The organism is Kocuria sp. UBA5001 (assembly GCF_002398425.1).
Lineage (GTDB): Bacteria > Actinomycetota > Actinomycetes > Actinomycetales > Micrococcaceae > Kocuria > Kocuria salsicia.
In genome coordinates this window covers 16,538-36,109 of record NZ_DGYR01000017.1, presented here as the reverse complement: position 1 = coordinate 36,109, position 19,572 = coordinate 16,538, and the positions used below count along the sequence as shown (strand labels likewise).

Genomic DNA, 19,572 nt, shown 5'->3' with positions numbered 1-19,572 from the left:
GTCGGGGCGGGGTGCGGCCGGACCGGCGCGCCCCTCGGCCCTTATTCTGATGTCTTCATAATAACACCGTGTCGCACCGCCCACCAGGGCCAGCACCCGGCGGGACCTTCTCCCGTGCTCTGGCGGTCCCCAGACCCGTGGTGCAACGTCGGACCTCCCGGCCCGATCGGATTGGTGATCCAGCTCACGAGCTCTAGGGTGGAGGAAATAACTGAGACTTGGAGTATCGGATGACGTCCTACCCCCACCTGCTGGCCCCCCTGCGCGTGGGCTCGCTGACCCTGCCGCACCGCATGATCATGGGCTCCATGCACACGGGCCTCGAGGAAACGCCGGGCGGTGAGCACGAGCTCGCGCGGTTCTACGTGGAGCGCGTGCGGGGCGGGGCCGGACTCATCGTCACCGGCGGCATCTCCCCCAACGAGGAGGGAGCGGCCCGCCATGACGGCGCCCACCTGAGTCGTGAGGACCAGCTGCCGCCGCACCGCACGGTCACGGACGCCGTGCACTCGGAGGGCGGGCTGATCGCCCTGCAGCTGATGCACAGCGGCAGGTACGCCATGCACGCGAACGCCGTGGCGCCGTCGCCCCTGCGTGCGCCGATCAACAAGGTGACCCCGCGGGAGCTGAGCACCGAGGAGGTCGAGCGCACCGTCGAGGACTTCGCCCGTGCCGCCGCGCTCGCTCAGCAGGCCGGCTACGACGGCGTGGAGATCATGGGCTCGGAGGGGTACCTGATCAACGAGTTCCTGGTGGTTCACACCAACCAGCGCACGGACCGCTACGGGGGCTCGGACGCCGCCCGTCGGCGCTTCGCGGTGGAGGTCGTGCGCCGCGTGCGGGAGGCCACGGGCCCGGACTTCCTGGTGATGTACCGGCTCTCCGCCCTGGACCTGGTGCCGGACGCGCAGGAGTTCGAGCAGGTCCTCACGCTCGGCCGCGAGGTGGAGGAGGCCGGGGTCTCGATCATCAACACGGGCATCGGCTGGCACGAGGCGCGGATCCCCACCATCGCCACGAACGTCCCGCCCGCCGCGTTCACGTGGGTGAGCCGCGCCCTGCGCGAGAACCTCTCCGTGCCCGTCGCGGCCGTCAACCGCATGAACACCCCGGAGATCGCCGAGGACGTGATCGCCCGGGGAGACGCGGACCTCGTGTGCATGGCCCGCCCGTTCCTCGCGGACCCCGCGTTCGTGGCCAAGGCCCGCGAGGAACGGCCGGCAGAGATCAACACGTGCATCGCGTGCAACCAGGCCTGTCTGGACCACACCTTCTCCGGCAAGCGGATGTCCTGCCTGGTGAACCCGCGGGCCATGCGGGAGGACGAGCTCGCGCTCGGACCCACCCGCACGGCGGAGCGGATCGCCGTGGTGGGTGCGGGCCCGGCGGGGATGGCGTTCGCCGAGGCCGCCGCAGCCCGCGGGCACCACGTCACCCTGTTCGAGGAGCAGCCGGAGATCGGCGGCCAGTTCCAGCTCGCCCGCCGGATCCCCGGCAAGGCGGACTACGGCCACACCATCCGCTACTTCCGCACCCGCCTGGCCGAGCTGGGAGTCACTGTCCGCACCGGGCACACCGCCACCTCGCAGGACCTCGCGGACGCGGACCGCGTGGTGCTGGCCACGGGCGTCACGCCGCGCATCCCCGGGATCGCCGGGGAGGACGGCCCCACGGTGCTCGGGTACAAGGACGTCCTGAAGGGCGCACCCGTGGGTGAGCGCGTGGCAGTGGTTGGCGGCGGCGGGATCGGCTTCGACGTCGCCCACTTCCTCACGCACGACCCGGACGCGGACTTCTACCGCGAGTGGGGCGTGGACCGTACGCTCGAGGCCCGCGGCGGGCTGCTGCGCCCGGAGCCGACCGCGCCGCTGCGCCACGTCACGGTGCTGCAGCGCGGCGAGGGCAAGCCGGGGGCACGCCTGGGCACCACCACGGGGTGGATCCACCGTGCGGAGCTGCGCATGGCGGGCGTGGACTTCATGACCGGCGTGCAGTACCAGCGCATCGACGGGGACGGCGTGCACGTGCTGGTCCCGGGCACCGGCACGCTGGAGGACAACGCGGCGGGCGGCGGCGCCGGATCGGCCCCGCGCCAGCAGACCCGCGCCGGGGCCGCCGCTGCCGCGGGGCACTCGCAAGCAGTGCGCCAGGAAGCCGGGCACCCGGGCGCGGCCACCGCGGTGGCGCTCGCCCCGGGGAAGGTCGAGCTGCTCGTTCCGGCGGACACCGTGGTGCTGTGCGCGGGGCAGGAGTCCCGCGCCGAGCTCGCGGAGCAGCTGACGGGTGGGCGCCCGGTCCACGTGATCGGCGGTGCCCACGTGGCCTCCGAGCTGGACGCCAAGCGCGCGATCAAGGAGGCCGTGGAGCTCGCCGCCAGCCTGCCCTGAGCGGGGAGGCGACGACGCCGCCGTGCCCGGCGTGGCGGCCCCCGATCGCGCCGCACGCGGGCCGCCGCCGCCGCGCACGGGAGACCTGTCACCGCTCGCACAGCCTCTGCGGCTACTATTCTGGGGACTGCTGACGACCGTGTGCCACACCGCCCCCCTGCGGTTGCACTGAACGCACCGCCACTGGCTGGCCGAGAAAGGAGGCGGGATGGGTTTCTGGACCGGACTGGAGAACGGGATCGAGAAAGCGGTCCGCACCGCCTTCACCGCCGGCTCCCGCAAGCGGGTCGAGGCCGTGGAGATCGCGAGTGCGCTGCGCCGCGAGCTGGACCAGGAGTCCTTCACGGTGAGCGGCGGGCGCACCATGGCCCCCAACGTGTTCACGGTCGAGTTCTCGGACGACGACTTCCCGCGCGCCCAAGAGTGGGGCGTGCAGCTCGCGGAGGAGCTGTGCGACGTCGTCATCCGCCACGCCCGCTCACAGGCCTACACGCTGCAGGGCGCGGTGCGCGTGAGCTTCACCCGCAACTCGGAGCTCGAGGCGGGGAACTTCGACGTCGTCCCCTCGTTCGAGCGCACGAGCACACCCCCGGCCCCCGCCAACGCCGGGACCTCCGCGCGCGCACCCCAGCCCCCGGCTCCCGCACCGCACGCGCCGGCCCGCACCACGCGGGATGGCCGCACCACGACCTCCGCCCCCGGGTACGCCCCTGCCGGGCCCGCCGACCACGAGGCCCCTGCGCCCGTCCTGCGGAAGGTGCCGGTGATCGAGGTGGGATCCGAACGGTTCTCCCTCAACGCGGACAGCGTGAGCGTGGGCCGCTCCTCGCAGGCGGACATCACCGTGGAGGACACCGGGGTCTCCCGCAAACACCTCGAGATCCGCCGCCAGGGGAGCAACTTCCTGGCCGTGGACCTCGGATCCACCAATGGCTCCTATGTGGACGGCCAGAAGATCCAGGGACGGGCCCAGCTCGTGGACGGCTCCGTGATCGCCATGGGACGCACCAGGCTGGTCTTCCGGCTGCTCGTGCCGAAGGAGGGGCGCTGACGTGTCCGAACTGACCGTGACCCTGCTGCGCTACGGTTTCCTCGCGCTGCTGTGGGTCTTCATCGCGGCCGTGGTGTACTCGCAGGCCCGTGACCTGACCGTCAGCGGCCGAGCGCGCACCGCCGCCCGTGCCGGCAGCGCCCGCGCCGCCGAGTCCCCGCGGCAGGAGCGCAGGGCCCCCGAGCCCGCGCCGGAGCCCCGCACCTCCGCGCCCACCACCGGCGGCACGCGCCACCGGCCCCAGCAGCTCGTCGTCGTCGAGGGCCCGCTGGCCGGCAGCAGCTACCAGCTCGGCTCCGCCCCGGTAATGCTGGGCCGCTCGCCCGAGGCCACCGTGCCCCTGGAGGACGACTACGCCTCGGGCCGCCACGCCCGGCTGTTCCCGCAGGGCTCCCGCTGGTTCCTCGAGGACCTCGGTTCCACCAACGGAACCTTCCTGCGTGACCAGAAGATCTCCCGCGCCGCCGCCGTGGACCCCGGCGTGCAGTTCCGCGTGGGGCGAACCGTGATGGAACTGAGGCCGTAGCCCATGCCCATCGCCTTCCGCTATGCGGCGCGCTCCGATGTGGGCCGCGTCCGCTCGAAGAACGACGACTCCGCCTACGCGGGGCGCTACCTCGCCGTCGTCGCCGACGGCATGGGCGGTCACGTGGGCGGTGACGTGGCCTCCGCGTCCGCGGTCATCGACCTCACGCACCTGGACCACGCCGGCCACGACGGCGACGGCGCCACGGTCCTCGCGGACGAGATCCAGAACGCCAACCAGAACCTCGCCAAACTCGTGCAGTCCAACCCCCGGCTCGGGGGAATGGGCACCACGGTCACCGCCCTGCTGATCGACGGGGACGAGATCTCGGTGGCGCACATCGGGGACTCGCGTGCGTACCGGCTCTCCGAGACCGAGGGCTTCGAGCAGGTCACCACGGACCACACGTTCGTGCAGCGACTCATCGACGAGGGGCGGCTGCGGCCGGAGGAGGCCGAGACCCACCCCCACAAGAACGTGCTCATGCGGGTGCTCGGGGACGTGGACGCCTCCCCCGAACTCGAGGTGCGCACCGTGCGCCCCGCCGTGGGCGAGCGCTGGCTGCTGTGCTCGGACGGGCTCAACGCCGTCGTGAACGCGCAGACCATCGAGAACGTGATGCGCTCCACCGGGGACCTCAACCAGATCGTGAACTCCCTGGTGGAGCTCACCCTGGACCGCGGCGCCCCGGACAACGTGACCGTGGTGGTCGTGCAGGTGGGCGAGATCCCGGACGGCCGGGAGGCCCACCCCATGACCGGCGAGGCCATGGGCGCCGTGCCGGACGAGTCCCGCACCTCGGACGAGCAGCTGCGCAGTGAGAGCGAGGCCGTCGAGGAGTGGGACGGCCCCATGGACTCCCCCGTGGCAGGGGGCGGCCGCGACTACCGCGAACCCGGACGCAGCACCGGCCCGGGCGCCAGCGGGGACGAGCGGTCCTCGGCGTCCGTGCTGCGCGGGGACCTCGCCGAGCGCCCCCACCTGCTGGTGGGCGCCGCGGCCAACGCGACCCAGACCGGTCGGATCCCCACGGTCTCCGACTCTGCGATCCAGCGCCGCGCAACCATGCTCTCCACCTCCACCCTGGACGTGACCGCGGACCCCGCCGAGGTGCGCAGCCTGCTGCGCCGCAGGGGCGAGGACCCCGGGCGAGGCTCCACGCGCCGTCGTGCCCTGGTGGTCGCAGGTGTGCTCGTGCTCGCCGTCGCCCTGCTGCTGGGCGGCTGGGCCGCCCGCGCCTGGACCTCCTCGCAGTACTACGTGGGTGAGGAGCAGGGGAAGGTAGCCGTGTTCCAGGGCGTCTCGCAGTCCCTCGGGCCCATCTCGCTGAGCGAGTTGGGCTCCACCACGGAGATCTCCGTGGACTCGCTCTCCCAGTACGCCCGGGAGCGCGTACGCGCCACGATCCCCGCCGGCAGCCGCGAGGAGGCCGAGAAGATTGTGGCGGACCTGAAGACCTCCACCGGGCCCGGGCCCCATCCCACGGGCCGAGTAACCGTCACGACCCCCACCCCGACGACCTCCGGCAGCCCCTCCCCCAGCCCCGCCGCGTCCTCCGCCACACCGGGGGGTGACGCCTCGTGAGCTCCCCCGCTACCACCACGACGGCCTCCCCCGCCGACTCCGCGCCCGTCGTGCGCCCCAGGCCCCGCCGGATCATCGAGCTGTTCCTGCTGCTGCTCGCGCTGTGCATCGGCGTGGGCGCCAACATCCTGGTGGACCCGGACCAGCTGCGGGAGGACCCCCGTCACATCGTCCTCAGCGGCGCCGTGCTCGCCGGCGGCGCACTGCTAGTGCACGTGGTGCTGTGGATCCGCGCGCGCTACGCAGACCCCTACCTGCTTCCCATTGCCGTGGCCCTCAACGGACTGGGCCTGGCGATGATCCACCGCATCGACCTCTCCACCGGTCAGAGCGCGGCGAACACCCAGGTGGTATGGACCGCGGTGGCCATGGTGACGTGCTGCGTGGTGCTCTGGTTCCTCAAGGACCACCGCCGGCTGCGCAACGTCACCTACATCATGCTGCTGCTCTCGGCGCTGCTCCTGCTGCTGCCGATGGTCCCGGGGCTCGGCGTGGAGATCAACGGGGCCCGACTGTGGATCTCCGTGGCCGGACGCACGTTCCAGCCCGGTGAGATCGCCAAGATCACCCTGGCGATCTTCTTCGCCGGATACCTCTCCACCAACCGGGACCTGATCCTGCTGGCCGGGCGGAAGATCGGCCCCGTGCGGCTGCCCCGCTTCCGGGACGTCGCGCCCATGCTCGCGGCCTGGGTGATCGCCATCGGCGTCCTCGTGCTCCAGAAGGACATGGGCACGGCCATCATGTTCTTCGGCCTGTTCCTGGCCATGATCTACCTGGCCACCGGCCGCCTGGGCTGGATCGTGCTGGGAGTGGCGCTCATGGCCGTGGGCGGGTTCGCCGCCAGCAAGGTGTTCTCCCACGTGAGCCTGCGCCTGGATGCCTGGCTCGACGCCTTCGACCCCGAGGTCTACAACCGTTCCCCCGGTGGCTCGGCACAGATCGTGCAGGGCCTGTTCGGTCTCGCCTCCGGCGGGCTCTTCGGCAAGGGGCTAGGCCAGGGCCGCCCGGACCTCGTCTCGTACTCCAACTCGGACATGATCATCACGGCGTTCGGCGAGGAGCTCGGGCTGATCGGCCTGGGCGCGATCCTCGTGCTGTTCCTGCTCTTCGCCACGCGCGGGCTGCGGGCCGCCCTGGGCACCCGGGACGCGTTCGGCAAGCTGCTCGCCGCGGGGCTCTCCGCCCTGATGGTGCTCCAGCTGCTCGTGGTGATCGGCGGTGTCACGCGGCTGCTGCCGCTGACCGGTCTCACCACGCCGTTCATGTCCGCCGGCGGCTCCTCGCTGCTGTCCAACTGGATCATCGTGGCCGTCCTGCTCGCGATCTCCCACAGCGCGCGTCGGCCCGTGGTCACGGGCCCCGCCACGGACGAAGACCTCGCCTCCGTCGAACGACGACGCCGCGCACGCGAGCAGCAGCGCGACGTCGCCGACCCCTCCGCCCGGGACACCGGCGGCGCGCCGTCCGAGGCCCGCACCGAACCCACGCGCTCGGCCGCGCTCAGCTCCTCCGCGGGAGCGCACGCGGGCGCGGACGACACCGCCGAGGCCGGCTCAGCGACCGAGGTGATGTCCCGGCTCGCGGACCGCTCCGGATCCCCGGCGCAGAGCAGGCGCGGGGACGCGAAACGCGAGGCCACCGGCAGCCCCCACGCGGGGACCGGCACGAAGAAGAAGAATGCCCCGGTGCAGGACGACGACCAGCAGGAAGGAGGGACCCCGTGAACAAGGCGATCCGCAGGATGTGGCTCATGGTGGCGGCGATCGTCGTGGTGCTGCTGCTCGCGCTGACCTACGTGCAGTTCTTCGCGGCCGGTTCCCTCAAGGCCAACCCCTGGAACAACCGGACCCTGTACGAGCAGTTCGGCCAGGACCGCGGCTCGATCCTGGTGGGCGGCAAGGAGATTGCCACCTCCCAGCCGTCCGACGACGACTTCGAGCACCAGCGCGTGTACACCGACTCCCCCATGTACTCGAACCTCACCGGCTACTTCTCCCTGGTCTACGGGGCCACGGGCCTGGAATCGGCCCTGGGCGACGAGCTCTCCGGCGCCTCCGACGACCAGTTCTACGACCGCGTGATGTCCATGTTCTCCGGCGACCAGCCCAAGGGCGCGTCCGTGGAGCTGACCATTGACCCGGACCTGCAGAAGGTCGCCTACGACGCGCTGGAGGGTCACAACGGCTCCATCGTGGCCGTGGATCCCAAGACCGGCGAGATCAAGGCCATGGTCTCCCGCAAGAGCTACGACGCGAACTCCATGTCCTCCCACAACACCGAGGAGGTGGTGGCCGCGTCCGACCAGCTCAACGCGGACCCGGACAAGCCCCTCGTGAACCGCGCGATCGGCGGAGACCTCTACGCCCCCGGCTCCACGTTCAAGCTCATCGACACCGTGGCGGCCCTGGAGTCCGGGAAGTACACCACGGACTCCACCCTGGAGAACCCGAGCGAGCTGCCGCTTCCGGACACCACCGTGACCCTGCCGAACTACCGGCAGGGCGGGTGCTCGGCGCGCACGCAGGTGAACCTGCAGTTCGCCCTGGAGCAGTCCTGCAACACACCCTTCGCCTCCATCGCGATGGACCTGGGACAGGACAAGATCCGGCAGACCGCCGAGAACTTCGGCTACGGCCAGGACCTGGACATCCCCCTGCAGGTGACCCCGTCGGTCTTCCCGGACCAGATGAACCAGTCGCAGCTGGCGCTGTCCTCGATCGGGCAGTACGACGTCCGGACCACCCCGCTGCAGGTCGCCATGACCTCCGCGGCCATCGCGAACGGTGGAGTGATGATGAAGCCCAGCCTGGTCAAGACCGTCCGCTCCTCGGACCTCTCCGTGATCGACGAGTTCAAGTCGGAGCAGCTGCGCCGCTCCACGGACACCGAGACGGCCAAGACGGTCACGGACCTGATGACCTCGGTGGTGGACAACGGCATCGCCTCCGGCGCCAAGGTCGACGGCGTCAAGGTGGCCGGCAAGACCGGCACCGCGGAGATCGGCAAGGACGGATTGAACGATTCGTGGTTCACTGGATTCGCACCCGCGGATGACCCCCAGTTGGCGGTGTCCGTGGTGGTCGAGGACGTGGACGTCACCACGGGCTCGGCCCTGACCAGCCCCAGCGCACGGCAACTCTTCGAGGCGGTGTTGAACAAGTGAGACCATCGTCGAACACCATTCTGGGCGGTCGCTACGCGCTCACGGAACGTATTGCCATCGGCGGCATGGGCGAGGTGTGGAAGGCCAAGGACCAGGTCCTGGGCCGCATCGTCGCGGTGAAGATCCTCAAGGACGAGTACAACGGGGATCCCACGTTCCTCCAGCGCTTCCGCGCGGAGGCCCGGCACACCGCGCTGCTCAACCACCCCGGTGTGGCCAACGTCTTCGACTACGGCGAGGACGAGGGCTCGGCCTTCCTGGTCATGGAGCTCGTGCCGGGTGAACCGCTGTCGAACATCATCGACCGGCAGAAGACGGTGGACCCGGACACGGTGCTCAACTACATCGGGCAGACGGCGCGCGCCCTGGCCGCCGCGCATGCCCAGGGCCTCGTGCACCGGGACGTGAAGCCCGGCAACCTGATCATCACCCCGGACAACCGGGTCAAGGTCACGGACTTCGGCATCGCCCGCCTCGCGGACCAGGTGCCGCTCACCGCCACGGGACAGGTCATGGGCACTGCCCAGTACCTCGCGCCGGAGCAGGCCACGGGCCAGACCGCCACCGGCTCCTCGGACATCTACTCCCTGGGGATCATCGGCTACGAGCTGCTCGCGGGCCGGCGTCCCTTCACCGGGGAGTCGCAGATCGCGATCGCCCTGGCGCAGGTCAACGACAACCCGCCGCCGCTGCCGGACTCGGTGCCGGAACCCGTGCGCGCGCTCATCATGTCGATGCTCGCGAAGGACCCGGAGGACCGGCCGGCCAACGCGGGCAAGCTCGCCAACGCCGTCGACGCTCTGCGCCGGGGGGACGTGAAGTCCGCCGTGGCCATGGTCCCGGGCATGGCGCCGCTGCTGTCGGAGAAGTACACGCAGGAAGACCAGCCCACGGAGGCGATCACCCCCGTCACGGGTCCCCGCACGCGGGCCATGGACGGCACGGCCGCCTCCCCCGCGGCGATCGGGACAGGCTCGGCCGCCGCGGCGGACCGCCCGGATCCCAGGTACAGTGCGCACCCCTCCACGGCTCAGTTCGACGCCGTGGACCACTCCGCGCGCGGGTCCCGCAAGGCCGAGAAGTCGGGGGGGCGCTCCGTCTGGGCCTGGCTCCTGCCGTTGCTGATCCTGCTCGTGGTGCTCGCCGTGGCGGGTGTCTGGTTCCTCACCGGCCGGGACTCCTCGGACTCCCCGGAGCCGGGAACCGTGACGTCCTCCACCGTGAGCCCCACGGACGCGAACGCCGTCACGCTGCCCGCCAACATCGTGGGCCGGGACGCCCAGAGCGTCTCGGACGAGATCGTCGCGCTCGGCGTGAACGTGGACAAGCGCCTGCAGCAGGGCACCGGCAAGGCCGAGAACACCGTGGTCTCCTCGGATCCCGAGGGCGGCTCCCGGGTGGAGATCGGCTCCACGGTGGTGCTCTACGTGGCCTGGACCCCGTCCTCGAGCGCCACGCAGAACTCCGGTGCCGACACCGGAAGCTCCCGCGAGGCCACCTCGCCCGCGCGTGAGGAGACCGCCGCGCCCGCGGCTCCCACCCAGCCCGCGAACGGCGGCGCCACCCAGGGCGGGGTTGACGACGGCGGTGCGACGAACGGCGCGGCAGACCCCACCCAGGGCGCTTCGGACGCCCAGGCGCAGGAGCCCGGCACGAGCACCGGCAACGACTCCTCCGGCCAGGGCACGTCCGGGCAGGGCTCGAACGGCGATGCCGTGGCGGCGCCCGCCACTCCGGGCAGTCCGGGCACCGGTACAGACGGGTAGCGGGCATGGCGGCGTCTTCGATTCCTGATCTGATCAACAACCGCTACCAGGTGGGCGAGATCATTGGCCGTGGCGGCATGGCCACCGTGCACCTGGGCCAGGACGTCCGGCTCGGGCGCCGCGTGGCGATCAAGATCCTGCGACCGGAGCTCGCCGCGGACGAGACGTTCCACGAGCGCTTCCAGCGCGAGGCCCACGCGGTGGCGTCCCTGAACCACCACTCGATCGTCGCCATCTATGACACCGGCGAGATCACTCCCCAGGGCCCTGACGGGGTGCTGCGGCCCTACATCGTGATGGAGTACGTCCCCGGCCAGACCCTGCGGGAGCTCATCCACGGTGACGGGGTCACCCCCGAGCATGCCGTCGAGTACATGCTCGGCATCATGGACGCGCTGTCCTTCAGCCACCGTGCCGGGATCGTGCACCGGGATATCAAGCCGGCCAACGTCAAGGTCACACCGGACGGCGGCGTCAAGGTCATGGACTTCGGGATCGCGCGCGCCGTGGAGGACACACAGGCCGCGCTCACGCAGTCGCAGGCAGTGCTCGGCACCGCGCAGTACCTCTCCCCAGAGCAGCCCCGCGGCGCTGCCGTGGATCCCCGCTCGGACCTCTACTCCGCCGCCTGCGTGATGTTCGAGATGCTCACCGGGCGCGCCCCGTTCGTGGGCGAGTCCTCCGTGGCGATCGCCGCGCAGCACGTGCGGGACGCTCCGCCGGCGCCGTCGGCGCTGAATCCCCAGCTGCCACCCGCCGTGGACCGATTCATGGAGCGTGCGCTCGCGAAGAACCCCGAGGACCGCTTCGCGGACGCCGGGGAGATGCGACGCGCCCTGCGCGACCTCGGCGCGACCCTGCCCGGGGACCTCGGCGCGACCCAGCCCATCGACACCGCACTGGCCGGGGACTCCAGCACCAAGACCCTTCCCGCGGTGGGTGCCGGTGCACCCGCCGCGGCGGTGACCGCGGCGGGGCGAAGCGAGGACGCCGAGCCCTCGGGCCCCACACCCGCCCAGCACGGGGACCTCGATCCGGACGACGCCACGGACCCCGTGCCCGTGGCCGCCCCCGCCACCGCTGCGGCACCCCGCAAGCGACGGGCCTGGCTGCTGCCCGTCCTCCTCCTGCTGCTGCTCGCCCTGCTGGGCGTCGGCACAGTCATGGGAGTGCAGTGGTGGCAGTCCCAGCAGGCCGAGCAGGTGACTCGCGTGAGCGTCCCCCAGGTGGTGGGGATGGACAGCACCACCGCTGAGAACACCCTGCGCGACGCCGGGCTGAACCCCGCGTTCACCACCAAGCACGACAGCAGCGTGCCGGACAAGCACGTCATCAGCATGGACCCCACGGCCGGGACAGAGGTGGACGAGGGCTCGACCGTGGCCGTGGTGGTCTCGGACGGGCCCGAGAGCGTGGATGTCCCCGGAGACCTCGTGGGTCAGTCGCTGGACTACGCCCGTCAGGCGCTGCAGAAGGCCGGACTGGGCGTGGGCGAGGTGACCACCGTCAACAGCGCCACCGTGGCGGAGAACGTGGTGATCTCCAGCGATCCCACTCCGGGCACCTCCGTGGCACACGGCAGCGCTGTGAAGCTGCAGGTCTCCTCCGGGAAGGTCACCGTCCCGGACGTCGTGGGCATGACCCGCGCGGAGGCGGAGCAGGCGCTGCGCGCGCTGGACGTCCGGCTGGGCTCGGACGTGAAGATCGAGGAGACGCAGGACGCCGAGACCGGCACGGTGCTCGCGCAGTCCGCGCCCGCCGGCTCGTCCGTGAGCCAGGGCTCCACGATCACGCTGACTGTGGCGCGCAGAACCACGCCCTCCCCCACCCCCACGCAGGAGGAGACCGCGGAGCCCACGCCCACTGAGGAGGAGACGACGGCGCCCACGGCCCAACCCACCCAGAGCCACGCCACACCACGGCCCACGGCGTCACGCGGGGGCCGTGGCAACGGCTGAGGGGATGAGCGAACGCCCCGGACACTCGATGGTGTCCGGGCGTTCGTCGTTGGTGGTGCGTTCACGGTTCGAGGGGCTCGCAGGTCGGCGCGTCTGGGATCTCCGAACGGCGGCGGTCCGCCGCCTCCGCAAGGTTCGCGCCCGGCGTCGTCGTGGTGTGCCGCGAGGGGCGAAGGAGTCCGCTCAGGCGGTCATGAGCGGGGAGAGCCCCGCCGCCGCGGCCGCCGCACCGTGCTGGCCCACGCTTTCGAGCCAGTTGCCGAGCATGAGGTAACCACCCTCGGTGAGGACGGACTCGGGGTGGAACTGGACCCCGTGCAGCGGTGCGCTGCGGTGCTTGAGTCCCATGACCGCGCGGCCGTCGTCGGTGGTGGCGGTGACCTCCAGGCAGTCCGGGACGGTGTCCGCGTCCACGGCCAGGGAGTGGTACCGGGTGGCGGTGAACGGGGAGGGCACGCCGGGGAACACGCTGTCCTCGTTGTGGACCAGGCGGGAGGTCTTGCCGTGCATCAGCTGCTGGGCGTGACCCACGCGGGCGCCGTAGACCTCGCCGAGGGCCTGGTGGCCCAGGCACACCCCGAGCAAGGGCTTCTGGTTCACCTCGGCCCAGCGGATCAGGTCCGAGCACACGCCGGCGTCCGCCGGGGCACCGGGGCCCGGAGAGAGCAGCACGCCCTGGTGCTCACCGGCCAAGGCGGTGGCGGCGGAGACGTCGAGGTCGTCGTTGCGGACCACGGTGGTCTGGGCGCCCAGCTGCTGGAGATAGCCCACCAGGGTGTAGACAAAGCTGTCGTAGTTGTCCACCACGAGAATCTTCACGGACACTCAAGAACTCCTGCGCGTTCACCAATTGACAGAACGTGCGCAAGTCTACGCCCGAGGCGGCCGATAGACTGAACGCCGATCTCACACCGGGCCCCGCACCGCGCCGGGCGGATGAGGTGCCTCGGGCCGCAGCGACCCACCCGCGCTCCGCCCCGGCCGGCCCCTCACCGGGAGCCCACCCATCAGGAGGAATGAACAGCATTGGCCCAGTCCCAGAAGCGCTTCCGCCGCTCCCGCAAGGATGACGACGACGCCCAGCAGTTCGTCCTGACCGATCGGGACCGCGAGCTCGCGGCCCTCGCCGCCGAGATCCTCCCCCGTAACAGCGCGGCGGCCTCCTTCGAACGGCACGCGGCGCGCAATGCCGGCTCCACGTCCGTCTCCGCCAAGGACGCGGTCACGGACCACGAGCTGGTCGACGACGACGCCCCCGCTGCCCGCGCGCACGGCACTTCGGAGAAGGCGGCGGGCAAGAGCACGGGCACCGCCACGGCAGGCACCGATGCGGACGCAGCCACCGGAGCCGAGGGCGATGCCGCGTCCGCCGGGGGCGCAAAGTCCGCGGGCCGCAAGAAGCGCGCCGGGAACAACCCCCGCAAGGGCGCGAGCAGGGTCGGTGCGACGGCGCGGACGGACGCCGCGGCGTCCGCTGCCGCTGAGGGCTCGAGGAGCGAGAGGGCCACGGGCGCGGCCGCCAAGAGTACGGAGACTGCCGAGGAGACGCCGGCCGAGCTCAAGGCCCGCCGCAAGCGCGAACTGGCCGCGAAGCGCCGCGAGGAGAAGGCGGCCAAGGCCGAGGAGCGCGAGCGCCGCGCTGTCGACTACCAGCCCACGCCCACGTGGTACAAGGTCATCATGGTGGGGCTGATGATCGTGGCTCTGCTGTGGATCATCTCCTACTACCTCTTCCAGGGCCTGATCCCCATTCCCGGGATCGGCGTCTGGAACCTCGTGATCGGGCTCGGGTTCATGCTCACCGGCCTGATCATGACCACCCGCTGGCGATGACCCCGGCCCCGGTCAGCCATCCCGCCCGCCAGGCCCGTCAGGAGTGCCCGTGAACATCCCGTCCGACCCGCCGCAGGAGGGCGACTCGCGCCACGTCGCCGATCAGACAGCGAGTGACCTCAACACCGAGGCGGATCGCCACCCGACCCGTCATCACGTCAACCCCGCGCGCATGGAGGTGCGGGTGCGCCGCATTGCGCTGATCGGGCTCATCCTGGTGCCGGTCGTCTATTTCGTGGTGCAGTCCCTGCGCTGACGGCAGCCCCGAGAGCGGGCAGCGTGCGCACAGAACGCGCCCCTCAGGACTGTGTCCTGAGGGGCGCGTTCAGTGCTGTCCGGAGTCAGTGGCTCACTGCGTCCAGCTCTGGCTCAGTTGCAGCCGAGCTCAGTTGGAGCTGGACTCGGGAGCGGTGAACTCCACGTCCAGGGTGATGTTCACCTTGTCCGAGACCATGACCCCGCCGGTCTCGAGGGCGGCGTTCCAGGTCACGTTGAACTCCTTGCGGGAGATCGAGGTGGAGGCGCTGAAACCGGCGCGGGTAGCGCCGAACGGGTCCACGGCCACGCCGTTGAACTCGACGGCCAGGTCCACGTCCTTGGTCACGTCGCGCAGGGTCAGCTGGCCCTTGACGGTGCCCTCGTCGCCGTTGAGCTCCACGCCCGTGATCTTGTAGGTCATCTGCGGGTAGTTCTCGACGTCGAAGAACTCGGCGCTGCGCACGTGGTTGTCACGGCCCTCGTTCTTGGTGTCCACGGAGTTGGTCTGGATGGTGACGAGGCCGGTGTTGTTGGCGGAGTCATCGGTGACGTTCAGCTCGCCGGAAACGTCGCTGAAGACGCCGCGGACCTTGGAGATGCCCGCGTGGCGGACGGAGAAGCCCACCTCCGTGTGAGCCGGGTCCAGGGTCCAGGTGCCGGGGGTCATGCCTTCGAGGGTGCTCATGTCGTACTCCTTCGGGTTGGCGGGCGCCGTTCGACGTCCAACTGCTTGCTTCGGAAACTAATCTACGACGAGATACATGCCGCGTCAACCTATGCAATAAAAAGTAACTTGAGCGACCGGGAACGACTCAGGCACGCAGTCCCAGGACCGACTCCTCGCTCAGGCCGTGGAACTGGCGCTGGTGGTACACGAGCGGACGGCCGGAGCCCTCCATGCCCAGGACCTCCACCACGGCCGCGTTGAACACGAGGGACGGGCCCGCCTTGATCCGTGCCAAGGGAATGGCCCGCAGCACTCGGCGCACGTCCGTCAGGCGCGGTTCGCCAGTGGGCAGGGTGGTCCAGGGCATGTCGTCCCCGAAGCGGGGTGCGCCGGAGACGGCGAAGGAGCGGGCGAGGTCGACGTCGTCGGCGTCCAGGAAGTGCACCACGAACGACGTCGCGGCGGCCACCACCGCGGCCGACCCGCGGCTGGCCTGCAGAGAGAAGCCCAGGATGGGCGGGTCCGCGGAGATGGAGGACACCGACGATGCAGTGAGCCCCACCGGACCCTCGGGGCCGGTCGCCGTGATGATCGCGATGCCCGCGGGGTGCTGGCCGAACGCGGACTTGAACCCTTCCGTCAGGGCCGGATCGCTGCGCAGGGCCTCGGTGGGCGCCACGAGGTCCACGGCCTGCGCGGACACGCGCTCGGCCTCGGCGCCGGACGAGGGAACGGTCTCGGGCGCCGGCCCCGAGTCCGGGCTCTGGGGCGTGGTGGACGTGGTGTGGCTGACGCGTTCCGGCATGATGGGTTCCTCTCACACGGCTGTGCTCCGGGATCGGCGGTTTCTTTCCGCTAATTTCCGGCCACTGTAGATCCTTCCAGGCGAATCCTGTCCAACCTATTCTTTGCCAGTCCACATTCTGGGCCACACCGCGTCGAAGAACGTCATGTTGGGGGACAGAACCGCAGGCTCGCAGCGCAGTCGGCGACGGTTTTCGGTCCTCGGTCCTCCGCTGTCAGACCAGACCCCGGTACTCCCGCGCGAAGTGGATCAGCGGGCGGTCGGCCCGCCCGGCGTCGTCACCCCTGCCCATGGCCGTGACCCTGCCGACCACCACCAGGTGCGTGGCGGCGGTGTGGGTGGAAACGGTGTCGAGCTCGAACCAGCTCAGGCAGCCGTCGATCACCGGCGTACCGCTGCGCTCGGTGCGGTGGAAGGGGACGGTGTCCAGCAAGCCGTCCACCGGGTTGCCGGGGCTTGCGAGCCAGTTGGCCACGGAGCGCTGGTCCACGTTGAGCAGGGACAGGGTCCACGTGCCGGTGCTCGCCACGGCCTCGCACATGCGGCCCATGTCGTAGAGACACACGAGCATGGTGGGCGGGTCGTAGGAGACGTCCGCGAACGCTGTGACGGTGATGGCGTGGTCCTTGCCCCGGTAGCGGGCGCACACCACCCCCACCCCCACGGCGTGGTCCGCGGCAAGCGTGCGGTAGCGCTCCACCTGCGTCTCGGTGGGGCTGGGATCCAACGGCTCGCTCTTCATGGCTCCAGTCTGTCACCGCCGATGACGACGCCGCCCGGCCGGGTTTGTCCCGGGGGAAACGTTAGCGAGCGACGGCCTCAGGCACCCTCACCTGCCGCCGCAACCTCCGGTCATGCGCAGCGTGATGTTCAGCCGCCCGCCGTTCTTCAGCCCGAGCTGACGCCCGCCCGTTCCGGGGAGCACCTTGGGGACACCGTGGAACGCGTAGCGGGAGGGCCCTCCGAAGACGAACAGGTCCCCCGAGCGCAGCTCCACGTCCTGGTAGGGCGCGGCGCGGGTCTCGGTGTTGCCGAAGCGGAACACGCACGTGTCACCGAGCGAGAGGGAGACGATGGGCGCCGCCGAGAACTCGTCCTTGTCCTGGTGCATGCCCATGTGGGCGGCGTCGTCGTAGAAGTTAACGAGCGCGGAGTCCGGAGCGAAGTCCCGGACCAGGCGCGCGGCGTCCGGGAGGCCGACGTCGTGCCCCGGGTCCCCCAGGTACGCGTCCGCGACCGCCCGCGCGCCGAGGGCGACCAACCATTCCGGCAGCTCCGGGGCCCGGCAGCCACCGTCCGCGCCGTAGCCGTAGGTCGCGCGGCCGCTGCCGAGCATGACCGACTGCACGGACATCCGCCCGCCGCCGGCGAGCACCTTGTGCTCCATGGGAGCGGCGCGCACCCACTCACGGGCGACATCCACCAACCGCTGCTGCCGCGCGGGGTCCAGCCACCCCGGAACGTGGACCGCGCCGGGCACCAGGACAGCCCGCTCGCGGGGGACGGTGAAGAGTTCGTCCACCTCGTACTCGGCCATGACCGCACCATAGGCCACCCGTCCGACACCGGGAACGCCACCAGGAATACCCCCGCCGCCGAGGCCGTTATTTCCACAGTAAGTTTTCTTCTGGAAAGGTTTTGAAATGGCACTGCCCCTGTCGGTCATCGACTTCGCCACCGTGCGCGAGGACCAGTCCCTGGGCCAGAGCTTCGCGGACTCCGTGACGCTCGCCCAGCATGCGGAGCGTCTGGGCTACTCGCGCGTCTGGTACGCCGAGCACCACAACATGTCCACGATCGCGTCCTCAGCCCCCGCGGTGCTGATCGCGCACGTGGCCGCCCACACCGAGAGCATCCGGCTGGGCTCCGGCGGCGTCATGCTGCCCAACCACTCCCCGCTGACCGTGGCCGAGCAGTTCGGCACGCTCGCCGAGCTGCACCCCGGGCGCATCGACCTGGGCCTCGGACGCGCGCCGGGCACCGACCCGCGCACGCTCCGGGCGCTGCGCCGCTCCCCGGAGGCTGCCGAGAACTTCCCGCAGGACGTCAAGGAGCTGCAGGGCTACCTGAGCGGCAACTCGATCGTCCCGGGCGTGAACGCGGTTCCGGGCGCTGGCACCAACGTGCCCCTGACCATCCTCGGCTCCTCCCTCTTCGGGGCCCAGCTGGCCGCCGCCTATGGACTGCCCTATGCCTTCGCCTCCCACTTCGCACCGGACGCCCTTGTGGACGCGGTGGCCGCCTACCGCTCCCAGTTCCAGCCCTCGGAGCAGCTGTCCGAGCCGTACGTGATCGCGGCGGTGAACGTGATCGTCTCCGAGGACGCGCAGGACGCCGCTCGGCAGCTCGAGGCTTCCCAGCGTTCCCGCGTGCGCGCCATGGTGGGCCGCGGCCGCGAGTTCACCGAGGAGGAAATGGACATGGTCATGGCCTCCCCCGCCGCGTCCCAGGTGCTGCACATGATCAGCTACACCGGCGCTGGCACCCCGGACACGGTGGTCGACTACCTGCACCGTTTCGCCGAGCACGCGGATGCGGACGAGCTCATGATCTCCCCCACGGCCACCCGCCAGCCGGACGTCCTGACCTCCATGGAGCTGCTCGCCAAGAACTGGAACTGAGTCCGCCCCAGAGCGACACGCCGGTCGACGACGCCGTTCGACACTCCGGGCGCGGCGGCTCGCGGCACCGCACGGGCCTCCTCCCCCGGTCAGACGAGGGAGTCCAGGAACCGCAGCAGGGCGGCGTCGAAGTCTGCAGGGTTCTCCATGTTCGGCGTGTGCCCGCTGCGGGGAACCACCGCGAGCTCGCCGTGCGGCAGCAGCTCGGCCATCCTCCGGGCTGCGCCGCCGTCGAACGCATCCCCGTCCCCCACGACCACGAGCGCGGGCTTGTGCCACGACCGCAGCGTCTCGGTGAAGTCGTTGCGCTCGGCACGCCCGCGCATGGCCGCGGCCGCCCCCTCCGCCGGACACGCGGCGATCATCTCGCGCACCGTGTCGGCCACCACAGGCAGCCGTTCCACGTTGTCCTCGCGGATCATGGAGGCGAGCACCCTGTCCGCGTAGGCCGGCATCCCGCCCGTCAGGATCCCGTCCGCGCCCACGTGACGACGACGCCGCCCCGCCGCGTCCTCGGCGTGCGGCACCGTGTCGTTGACGACCAGCGCGGCCACCCGCTCAGGGTGGGTCGCAGCAATCTGCAGGGCCACCTGCCCCGCCATCGAAAACCCCACCAGCACCACTGAGTCCAGGCCCAGGCGGTCCAGCAGCGCGATGGTGTCCGCCGCGAACTCCTCGGTGTAGACGATGCCCGGCGTGACTTCCGAATCTCCGAAGCCGCGCAGGTCCGGGGCGATCACGCGCCATCCCTGGTCAACGAGCACCGGGATCTGCGCGTCCCACATGGAGCGGTCGTAGCCGTGGCCGTGCAGCAGCACGACCGCCAGACCCTGCCCCTCGTCCGTGTAGGCGAGCTGCGTGTCGCTGACCCGGGCGGTGTGAGTGGCGAACGTCGATCGGCTCATGCGCCCATGATGCCAGCTCCGGGCACGCGACCCGCGGGCCACTCA

General features: G+C 71.0%; 17 protein-coding genes. 11 read left to right on the top strand and 6 right to left on the bottom strand.

What is annotated here, in order from left to right; translation table 11 throughout:
• Positions 1 to 230: 230 nt before the first annotated feature.
• The 8 genes from B3G12_RS10435 to pknB all read left to right on the top strand — a co-directional run bounded on the left by B3G12_RS10435 (position 231) and on the right by pknB (position 12,438).
• Complete coding sequence (locus B3G12_RS10435) at positions 231 to 2,387, top strand: FAD-dependent oxidoreductase (protein WP_290500236.1); 2,157 nt, start codon at positions 231 to 233, stop codon at positions 2,385 to 2,387.
• Between the two features lie 208 nt (positions 2,388 to 2,595).
• Complete coding sequence (locus tag B3G12_RS10430) at positions 2,596 to 3,438, top strand: FhaA domain-containing protein (protein WP_144943157.1); 843 nt, start codon at positions 2,596 to 2,598, stop codon at positions 3,436 to 3,438.
• Position 3,439: 1 nt separating this feature from the next.
• Positions 3,440 to 3,964 (top strand): FHA domain-containing protein FhaB/FipA, encoded by a 525-nt coding sequence (locus B3G12_RS10425; RefSeq protein ID WP_145011023.1) that lies wholly within the window; start codon positions 3,440 to 3,442, stop codon positions 3,962 to 3,964.
• A gap of 3 nt (positions 3,965 to 3,967) precedes the next feature.
• Positions 3,968 to 5,548 carry a PP2C family protein-serine/threonine phosphatase gene (locus B3G12_RS10420; RefSeq protein ID WP_290500234.1) on the top strand — a complete coding sequence of 527 codons (1,581 nt, stop codon included), beginning with the start codon at positions 3,968 to 3,970 and terminating at the stop codon, positions 5,546 to 5,548.
• The gene (locus tag B3G12_RS10415; protein WP_313960154.1) at positions 5,545 to 7,275 is read left to right on the top strand and encodes an FtsW/RodA/SpoVE family cell cycle protein; all 1,731 of its coding nucleotides are present in this window, start codon (positions 5,545 to 5,547) and stop codon (positions 7,273 to 7,275) included. The genes B3G12_RS10420 and B3G12_RS10415 overlap by 4 nt, the downstream gene beginning before the upstream one ends.
• Positions 7,272 to 8,714, top strand: a complete 1,443-nt coding sequence (locus B3G12_RS10410) for a peptidoglycan D,D-transpeptidase FtsI family protein (protein ID WP_144943154.1) — start codon at positions 7,272 to 7,274, stop codon at positions 8,712 to 8,714. Before B3G12_RS10415 ends, B3G12_RS10410 begins: the two co-directional genes overlap by 4 nt.
• A complete protein-coding gene (locus tag B3G12_RS10405) occupies positions 8,711 to 10,480 on the top strand; it encodes a protein kinase domain-containing protein (protein ID WP_290500232.1) in 1,770 nt (589 codons plus the stop codon). Before B3G12_RS10410 ends, B3G12_RS10405 begins: the two co-directional genes overlap by 4 nt.
• 5 nt (positions 10,481 to 10,485) lie before the next feature.
• Positions 10,486 to 12,438 (top strand): Stk1 family PASTA domain-containing Ser/Thr kinase, encoded by a 1,953-nt coding sequence (gene pknB, locus B3G12_RS10400; protein WP_290500230.1) that lies wholly within the window; start codon positions 10,486 to 10,488, stop codon positions 12,436 to 12,438.
• 183 nt (positions 12,439 to 12,621) lie between these two features.
• Here the strand turns inward: pknB and B3G12_RS10395 are convergent, their stop codons facing one another.
• Entirely contained in the window at positions 12,622 to 13,263 is a 642-nt protein-coding gene (locus B3G12_RS10395; protein WP_055082492.1) for an anthranilate synthase component II, read from the bottom strand.
• A 201-nt stretch (positions 13,264 to 13,464) separates the two neighbouring features.
• Here B3G12_RS10395 and B3G12_RS10390 point away from each other — a divergent pair, with 201 nt between their 5' ends.
• Both B3G12_RS10390 and B3G12_RS10385 read left to right on the top strand, forming a co-directional pair.
• Complete coding sequence (locus B3G12_RS10390) at positions 13,465 to 14,271, top strand: cell division protein CrgA (RefSeq protein ID WP_055082494.1); 807 nt, start codon at positions 13,465 to 13,467, stop codon at positions 14,269 to 14,271.
• A gap of 49 nt (positions 14,272 to 14,320) precedes the next feature.
• Entirely contained in the window at positions 14,321 to 14,527 is a 207-nt protein-coding gene (locus B3G12_RS10385; RefSeq protein WP_144943151.1) for a hypothetical protein, read from the top strand.
• A gap of 129 nt (positions 14,528 to 14,656) precedes the next feature.
• On the opposite strand, the gene B3G12_RS10380 is transcribed toward B3G12_RS10385, so the two are convergent.
• The 4 genes from B3G12_RS10380 to B3G12_RS10365 all read right to left on the bottom strand — a co-directional run bounded on the left by B3G12_RS10380 (position 14,657) and on the right by B3G12_RS10365 (position 17,538).
• Complete coding sequence (locus B3G12_RS10380) at positions 14,657 to 15,214, bottom strand: YceI family protein (protein ID WP_055082497.1); 558 nt, start codon at positions 15,212 to 15,214, stop codon at positions 14,657 to 14,659.
• A 127-nt stretch (positions 15,215 to 15,341) separates the two neighbouring features.
• A complete protein-coding gene (locus B3G12_RS10375; protein WP_083482298.1) occupies positions 15,342 to 16,001 on the bottom strand; it encodes a flavin reductase family protein in 660 nt (219 codons plus the stop codon).
• A 214-nt stretch (positions 16,002 to 16,215) separates the two neighbouring features.
• Positions 16,216 to 16,743 carry a flavin reductase family protein gene (locus tag B3G12_RS10370; RefSeq protein ID WP_144943150.1) on the bottom strand — a complete coding sequence of 176 codons (528 nt, stop codon included), beginning with the start codon at positions 16,741 to 16,743 and terminating at the stop codon, positions 16,216 to 16,218.
• A gap of 87 nt (positions 16,744 to 16,830) precedes the next feature.
• On the bottom strand, positions 16,831 to 17,538 hold the full coding sequence (locus B3G12_RS10365; protein ID WP_144943149.1) for an alpha-ketoglutarate-dependent dioxygenase AlkB family protein: 708 nt from the start codon (positions 17,536 to 17,538) through the stop codon (positions 16,831 to 16,833).
• Between the two features lie 106 nt (positions 17,539 to 17,644).
• Here B3G12_RS10365 and B3G12_RS10360 point away from each other — a divergent pair, with 106 nt between their 5' ends.
• On the top strand, positions 17,645 to 18,622 hold the full coding sequence (locus B3G12_RS10360) for an LLM class flavin-dependent oxidoreductase (protein WP_144943148.1): 978 nt from the start codon (positions 17,645 to 17,647) through the stop codon (positions 18,620 to 18,622).
• An 89-nt stretch (positions 18,623 to 18,711) separates the two neighbouring features.
• Here the strand turns inward: B3G12_RS10360 and B3G12_RS10355 are convergent, their stop codons facing one another.
• A complete protein-coding gene (locus tag B3G12_RS10355; RefSeq protein WP_144943147.1) occupies positions 18,712 to 19,527 on the bottom strand; it encodes an alpha/beta fold hydrolase in 816 nt (271 codons plus the stop codon).
• Between the last annotated feature and the right edge of the window lie 45 nt (positions 19,528 to 19,572).